This window comes from Luteimonas lutimaris (assembly GCF_039537065.1).
In the GTDB taxonomy this organism is placed as follows: domain Bacteria; phylum Pseudomonadota; class Gammaproteobacteria; order Xanthomonadales; family Xanthomonadaceae; genus Luteimonas; species Luteimonas lutimaris.
Map to the genome: position 1 here is coordinate 298,626 of NZ_BAAAZU010000031.1, position 6,273 is coordinate 304,898.

At 71.3% G+C, this 6,273-nt stretch carries 6 protein-coding genes and 1 other RNA gene; 4 read left to right on the plus strand and 3 right to left on the minus strand.

Annotation, left to right across the window (positions count from 1 at the left end; translation table 11 throughout):
* Positions 1 to 24: 24 nt before the first annotated feature.
* The 3 genes from mraZ to rsmI all read right to left on the minus strand — a co-directional run bounded on the left by mraZ (position 25) and on the right by rsmI (position 2,540).
* Positions 25 to 471, minus strand: a complete 447-nt coding sequence (mraZ, locus tag ABD679_RS15090) for a division/cell wall cluster transcriptional repressor MraZ (protein ID WP_344760834.1) — start codon at positions 469 to 471, stop codon at positions 25 to 27.
* A gap of 625 nt (positions 472 to 1,096) precedes the next feature.
* Positions 1,097 to 1,512, minus strand: an RNA gene (gene rnpB / locus ABD679_RS15095) — RNase P RNA component class A.
* Positions 1,513 to 1,700: 188 nt separating this feature from the next.
* The gene (gene rsmI / locus ABD679_RS15100; RefSeq protein WP_344760835.1) at positions 1,701 to 2,540 is read right to left on the minus strand and encodes a 16S rRNA (cytidine(1402)-2'-O)-methyltransferase; all 840 of its coding nucleotides are present in this window, start codon (positions 2,538 to 2,540) and stop codon (positions 1,701 to 1,703) included.
* 124 nt (positions 2,541 to 2,664) lie between these two features.
* On the opposite strand from rsmI, the gene ABD679_RS15105 reads away from it, so the two are divergent.
* From ABD679_RS15105 to ABD679_RS15120, 4 genes are read left to right on the plus strand one after another with little or no spacing between them, the layout of a single operon-like run.
* Positions 2,665 to 3,852 (plus strand): penicillin-binding protein activator, encoded by a 1,188-nt coding sequence (locus tag ABD679_RS15105; RefSeq protein WP_344760836.1) that lies wholly within the window; start codon positions 2,665 to 2,667, stop codon positions 3,850 to 3,852.
* A complete protein-coding gene (locus ABD679_RS15110) occupies positions 3,849 to 4,217 on the plus strand; it encodes a YraN family protein (RefSeq protein ID WP_344760837.1) in 369 nt (122 codons plus the stop codon). Before ABD679_RS15105 ends, ABD679_RS15110 begins: the two co-directional genes overlap by 4 nt.
* A 22-nt stretch (positions 4,218 to 4,239) precedes the next feature.
* Positions 4,240 to 5,628 (plus strand): FAD-binding oxidoreductase, encoded by a 1,389-nt coding sequence (locus ABD679_RS15115; RefSeq protein WP_425561915.1) that lies wholly within the window; start codon positions 4,240 to 4,242, stop codon positions 5,626 to 5,628.
* Positions 5,625 to 6,239, plus strand: a complete 615-nt coding sequence (locus ABD679_RS15120; RefSeq protein WP_344760838.1) for a uracil-DNA glycosylase family protein — start codon at positions 5,625 to 5,627, stop codon at positions 6,237 to 6,239. Before ABD679_RS15115 ends, ABD679_RS15120 begins: the two co-directional genes overlap by 4 nt.
* Positions 6,240 to 6,273: the final 34 nt, after the last annotated feature.

Sequence of the window (6,273 nt, forward strand, 5' to 3'; positions counted from 1 at the left end):
ACCGGGCGTCCGCGCCACCGCCCGTCACAGCTGCAGGTCGAGCATTTCCTCGCCCAGATCGGCATCGCCCAGCGTCTGCCTGATCTGCGCGAGGTGCGCCTGCTCGCTCCACAACTCGAACTTGTCGCCCATGCCCACCAGCACGGCCTTCTTCTCGATGCCCACCGCGTTGCGGTGGCTGGCCGGCACGTTGATGCGGCCGCTGCCGTCGGGCTCGACGAAGGTCGCCGCGCCGACCAGCTTCAGCTGCAGCAGGCGGCTGTTCTTCTTGGTCCGCGGCAGCTTGTTGACCTGGTCGCGCACGCCTTCCCAGACCGGCTGCGGATACAGGTACAGGCAGCCGGACTCGAAGGGGTTGTAGGTAAGGACCAGCTGGTTGCCGCATTCGCGCGCGACGACATCGCGGTAGCCGGTCGGGATTGCCAGCCGGCCCTTGTCGTCGATCGTGATGGCGGTCTCACCCTGGAACACTGCAACCCCGGCCGGTCATGTCCGTCTTTGGGCGGACTTCTGCACGGGAAAACCACTAATTACCCGGTTTTCCCACGAGTCGCCACCTTATGGGCGCCCCGGAGGGTTGTCAACAGCTTTGGTGCGTGATTTTCGCCAATGGCGTCAATGACTTGCGAGACTCTTGAGAGACTTGTTCAAGCTTTATCCACAAGCAACTGATTCGTCTCAAAAATTGAGAATTGAGCCGTCCGTCCCAGTCTGAACGAGGCGTCGACATTGCTGAAGGAGCCCGGCTGCCGGATCGTCGCTGGGGGTGGTCGAGTGCGCATTATCCTGTTTTTGCTTGAGAGTAGGCCGAATTACCCACGATTGTTCCGATTATGCGACGGACCGTGGCCCGGACTCCTCCAGGAGCCGCTTACCGGGAAAAGCTGGCCGGCAGCCCCGCCCTCGCATCGGGATCTGCTGCCGGCTACACCTCTGCTTCGCCCGCAAGCGGGAGGAAGGGCGGGCACCCTGTGGGAGCGGCCATGGCCGCGACGGGCCTCCTCCGCAGGGGGGGACAAACAAGGGGGTGTGCTGGCCGGACCCGACGCGGGCAACGTCATGAGGTCCCTCGGGCCAACTCCCGATGCAGTTCAAGTGGCGGAGCCGGCCGATAAGCCGGGTCCTGTCTTGGACAGTCATTCCTCTAGGCGCAGCGTCACCGCTACGCTCAAGCAGCCTACCCGGACCCGACGCGGGCAACGTCATGAGGTCCCTATTTGGCCTTGCTCCCGGTGGGGTTTGCCGTGCCGGCCTGTTGCCAGGCTCGCGGTGCGCTCTTACCGCACCATTTCACCCTTGCCACGCCTCCTGCCTCCGCCTTTCGGCGGTCCGGGAACACCCGGCCGGACATTCATCCGGCAAGTGCCCCGAAACGGCAGGAGCGTTCGGCGGTATCTTTCTGTTGCACTTTCCGTCGGCTCGCGCCGCCCAGGCGTTACCTGGCACCGTGCCCTGTGGAGCCCGGACTTTCCTCGGCATTCTTGCGAATGACGCGACTGTCTGGCCGACTCCGCCAGGGCCATTGTCTCACGTCACCCCGTCCGTAGCGGCGCAGCCGGCGCGGGAGAAGATCAAGAGCCGCTCGCGGCGCCCGCACCCTCATTCGCCCTCCGGGCACCGTCTCCCGCAAGCGGGAGACGGGCCGGTCGACCGGTATTCCGCAGGCGGGAAAAGGACTTTGGTCCCTGAAAATCCCGGCCCTAGGATCCATACAGCGCCTTGCGCGGCGCGCCGGTGATCTCGGCCGCCAGCTTCGCGGCGGTCGAGGGCGGCAGGTGTTCGCCAAGCTTTGCGTAGACCCGCCGGCCTTCGGCGATGCGGGCGTCGGCGTCCTCGCCGGCGCCGTGGACCAGCAGCACGAACTCGCCCTTGCGCTGGTTGGCGTCGGCGGCGACGCGGGCATGCAGCTCGGCGAGGCTGCCGCCGAGCACGGTCTCGAACAGCTTGGTCAGTTCGCGCGCGAGCACCGCCGGGCGTTCGGCGCCGAAGGCGGCGACGCAGTCAGCCAGCATCTCCTCGATCCGGTGCGAAGACTCGTAGAACAGCAGCGTGCGTGGCTCGCCGGCCAGCGCGGCCAGGCGCGCGCGGCGCGCGCCCGCCTTCGCCGGCAGGAAGCCTTCGAACACGAAGCGGTCGCTCGGCAGCCCGGCCACGCTCAGCGCCGCCACCAGCGCGCTGGCGCCGGGGACCGGGCTGACCCGCACACCGGCCGCGCGCGCGGCGCCGACGAGGCGGAAGCCGGGATCGCTGACCAGCGGCGTGCCGGCGTCGGACACCAGCGCCAGGGATTCGCCGGCCAGCAGCCGCGCGACCAGGCGGTCGGCCATGCCGTCCTCGTTGTGCTCGTGCAGGGCCACCAGCGGCCGCTCGATGCCGAAGTGCGCCAGCAGCTGGCGCGTGTGCCGGGTGTCCTCGGCGCAGACCGCGGCCACCGCGCGCAGGGTATCGAGCGCGCGCGGCGACAGGTCGGCGAGGTTGCCGATCGGCGTGGCGACCACGTGCAGGGTGCCTGCGGCCTGGTCGCGGACTGGAACTGGCATCTTCCTTCCTCTGGCATCGGCGCCGGCAACCGGGCGCGGCATGGTCGGGACCGCTTCAGCTTCCGGCCCCGGGATCACGGATGGAACGGTAGAATCCTAGCCGTTCTCGCTTCCGGGCCGGCATATGCGTCATTCATCGAAACGGATCTTCGCCATCGCGCTGCTCGCCGCGCTCGCCGCCGGCTGCTCGACCGTGAGGGTCGTGCCGTCGTCCGCGCCGGCGGCCGAAACGCCCGAAGACACCACCGCGCGCAACGCGCACTGGCAGTTCGACGACACGGCCCGCCCGCCGGCCGAGCGCGACGGTTACCGCCCGCCGCTGAAGCTGGCCGTGCTGCTGCCGCTGAGCGGCGACCTGGCGACCGCCGCCGCCTCGGTGCGCGACGGCCTGCTGGCCGGCTACTACGGCGAGCGCCGCACGCGCCCGGAGATCCGCTTCTACGACACCGCCAACGCCAGCGGCGGCGCGATCGCGGCCTACAACCGCGCCGTGGCCGACGGTGCCGACCAGGTACTCGGCCCGCTGGGCCGCGACGGCGTGGATGCGGTGTTCCGCAACGTGCAGCCGGGCGTGCCGGTGCTCGCGCTCAACCGCGGCACCGTGGCACCTCCTTTCAACAGCGCGAGTTTCTCGCTGGCGCCGGAGGACGAGGGCAGCAGCGCCGCGGACGACCTCGCCACGCTGGGTGCAAGGCGCGTGCTGGTGCTCAGCTCCGGCGACGATTACGCGCGCCGCAGTGTCGACGCCTTCACCGCGCAGCTGGCCACGCAGGGCGGCAGCGTGGTGCAGACCCTGGCCGTGGTCAGCGACGAGCCGGCCGACATGACGTCGCTGCTGCAGGCCGCGGCCACCGGCGAGGGCGGCATCGATGCGGTGTTCATCGCCCTGCGCGGCAACCAGGCGCGCGCGATCGCGCCGCAGCTGGCCGCGGCGGGGCTGTCGGTCAAGCCGCGCGTGGCGACCTCGCAGCTGCTCTCGGGCACCGGCAAGGCCGAGCAGGACCGCGCGCTGGACGGCATCCGGTTCCCGACCGAACGCTGGGGGCTGGTGCCGGTGAACGGCCTGCCCAACGCAGCCGAGACACAGAAGTCGCTGCCGACCGCGCGCGGCGCGGCCGGCAAGCTGTTCGCATTCGGCTACGACGCATGGCTGCTGACCGCCTACCTGCAGCACCTGGCGCTGGCGCCCGAGGGTTCGGTGACCGGCGCCACCGGCACCCTGCGCATCGGTCCTGAAGGCAACGTGCTGCGCACGCCGCAGTGGTCGACCTTCAGCAACGGCTACGTGGTGTCGCTGGGCAGCGGCGGTTGACCAACGCCCGCGCGCGCGGCGCCGATGTCGAGGCGGGCGCGCGCGATTTCCTGCTCGGTGAGGGGCTGCGCGCGGTAGCGGCGAACGCGAACTACCGCTTCGGCGAACTCGATCTGGTGATGCTCGACGGCGACACGCTGGTGTTCGTCGAGGTGCGCTATCGCCGCAGCGCCGGCTTCGGCGGCGGCGCGGCTTCGGTGGATGCCCGCAAGCGGCACCGGCTGGTGAAGGCCGCGCAGGCGTTCCTGCTCGCGCACCGGCGGTATGCGGACGTGCCCTGCCGCTTCGACGTGGTCGACGCCAGCGGCGATCCGGCCGCGCCCGTCTTCGACTGGCTGCGCGACGCGTTCCGCGCCGACGACTGAGCGGCACGCCGCGGCGCCTACAATGGCGGCCGTGGACACGCCGATTCCCGAACCGCTCGACGCCGCGCTGCGCGCGCGGCTCGGCGACGGCTGGCAGGCGGGCGGCGAACTGCGCCAGTACGGCGAAGACAGTTCGAAGCGCTGGGCCACGCCCGCCGCGGTCGCCATGCCGCGCAGCGTCGACGACGTGGTCGCCATCGTCCGTGCCTGCCGCGAACACCGCGTGCCGATCGTGGCGCGTGGCGCCGGCACCAGCAGCACCGGCGCGGCGATCCCGTATGCGGGCGGCGTGGTGGTGTCGTTCGAACGCATGGCGCGCATCGTGGAGATCCGCGGCGACGACCGCCAGGTCGTGGTCGAACCGGGCGTGTCCAACGGCGACCTGCAGCGCGCGCTCGCGCCGCACGCCCTGTTCTGGCCGCCCGACCCGGCCAGCGCCGACAAGTGCACGGTCGGCGGCAACCTCGCCTGCAACGCCGGCGGCCCGCACGCGGTGAAATACGGCGCCACGCGCGACAACGTGCTCGGGCTGGTCGCCGTGACCGGCCGCGGCGAGGTGATCCGCGTCGGCAGCAACACCACCAAGGACGCGACCGGTTACAACCTCGCGCAGCTGCTGGTCGGCAGCGAAGGCACGCTGGCGCTGATCGTCGAGGCGACGCTGAAGCTCGCGCCGCTGCCCACGCGCCGCGCCAGCCTGCGCGCGACGTACACGGACGTCACCAGCGCCGGTGCCGCGGTGGCGCGGATCATGGCGCAGCCGGCGACGCCGTCGATGCTGGAGTTCATGGACGCGGCCTGCATCCGACTGGTGCGCGAAGTCGGCGGCGCCGACATCGCCGACGCCGGCGCGCTGCTGATGATCGAGGCCGACGGCGACGACGACACCCTGCCGCACGTGGCCGGCGCGCTGGAGCGCGCCGCGCGCGGCGACGGCCTGTTGGAACTTGCCACGGCGACCGACCCGGCCGCCAACGAAACACTGTGGGCCGCGCGCAAGGCGCTGTCGCCGGCGCTGCGCACGATCGCCGCGGGCAAGATCAACGAGGACGTGGTGGTGCCGGTATCGCGCCTGCCCGCGCTGGTCGCCGGCATCGAGGCACTGGCGGGCGAATTCGACCTGCCGATCGTCGCCTTCGGCCACGCCGGCAACGGCAACCTGCACGCCAACATCCTGTTCGATCCCGACGACGCCGCGCAGTCGGCGCGCGCGCAGGCAGCGCTGCCGCGGCTGTTCGCATTGACGCTGTCGCTGGGCGGCACGCTGTCGGGCGAGCACGGCATCGGCGTGGCCAAGCGCGACTTCATGGCCGACGCCTTCGACGCGCCAACGCTGGCGGCGATGCGCGCGGTGAAGGCGGCGTTCGACCCCGACGGCATCCTCAACCCCGGGAAGGTGCTGCCGCCGTGAGCGGCCCGCTCGACCGGCTGCTGCGCGAAATCCGCGCCTGCCGCATCTGCGAAGCACACCTGCCGCTGGGCCCGCGCCCGGTGCTGCAGGCCAGCGCCACCGCGCGCATCCTGATCGCCTCGCAGGCGCCCGGCGTGCGCGTGCACGAGACCGGCATCCCGTGGAACGACGCCAGCGGCCGCCGCCTGCGGCAGTGGCTGGAGATGGACGACGCCACCTTCTACGACCCGGCACGGGTCGCCATCGTGCCGATGGGTTTCTGCTATCCGGGCAAGGCCGGTTCCGGCGACGCCCCGCCGCGGCCGGAGTGTCGCGCGACCTGGCACCCGCGGCTGCTGCCGCTGCTGCCGCACGTGCGCCTGACCCTGCTGGTCGGCCAGTACGCGCAGGCGTATTTCCTTGGGCCACGGCGCAAGGCGAGCCTCACCGGAACGGTGCGCGCGTGGCGCGAATACATGCCCACGCTGCTGCCGCTGCCGCACCCGAGCCCGCGCAACGTCGGCTGGTTCAAGGCCAACCCGTGGTTCGAGGGCGAGGTGCTGCCGACGCTGCGGGAGCGGGTGCGGGAGGTGCTGGCGGGGACGCCTCCGCCGCAACCATCGCCCCGGTAGGAGCGGCGGAAGCCGCGACCCTTTACCGACGAAA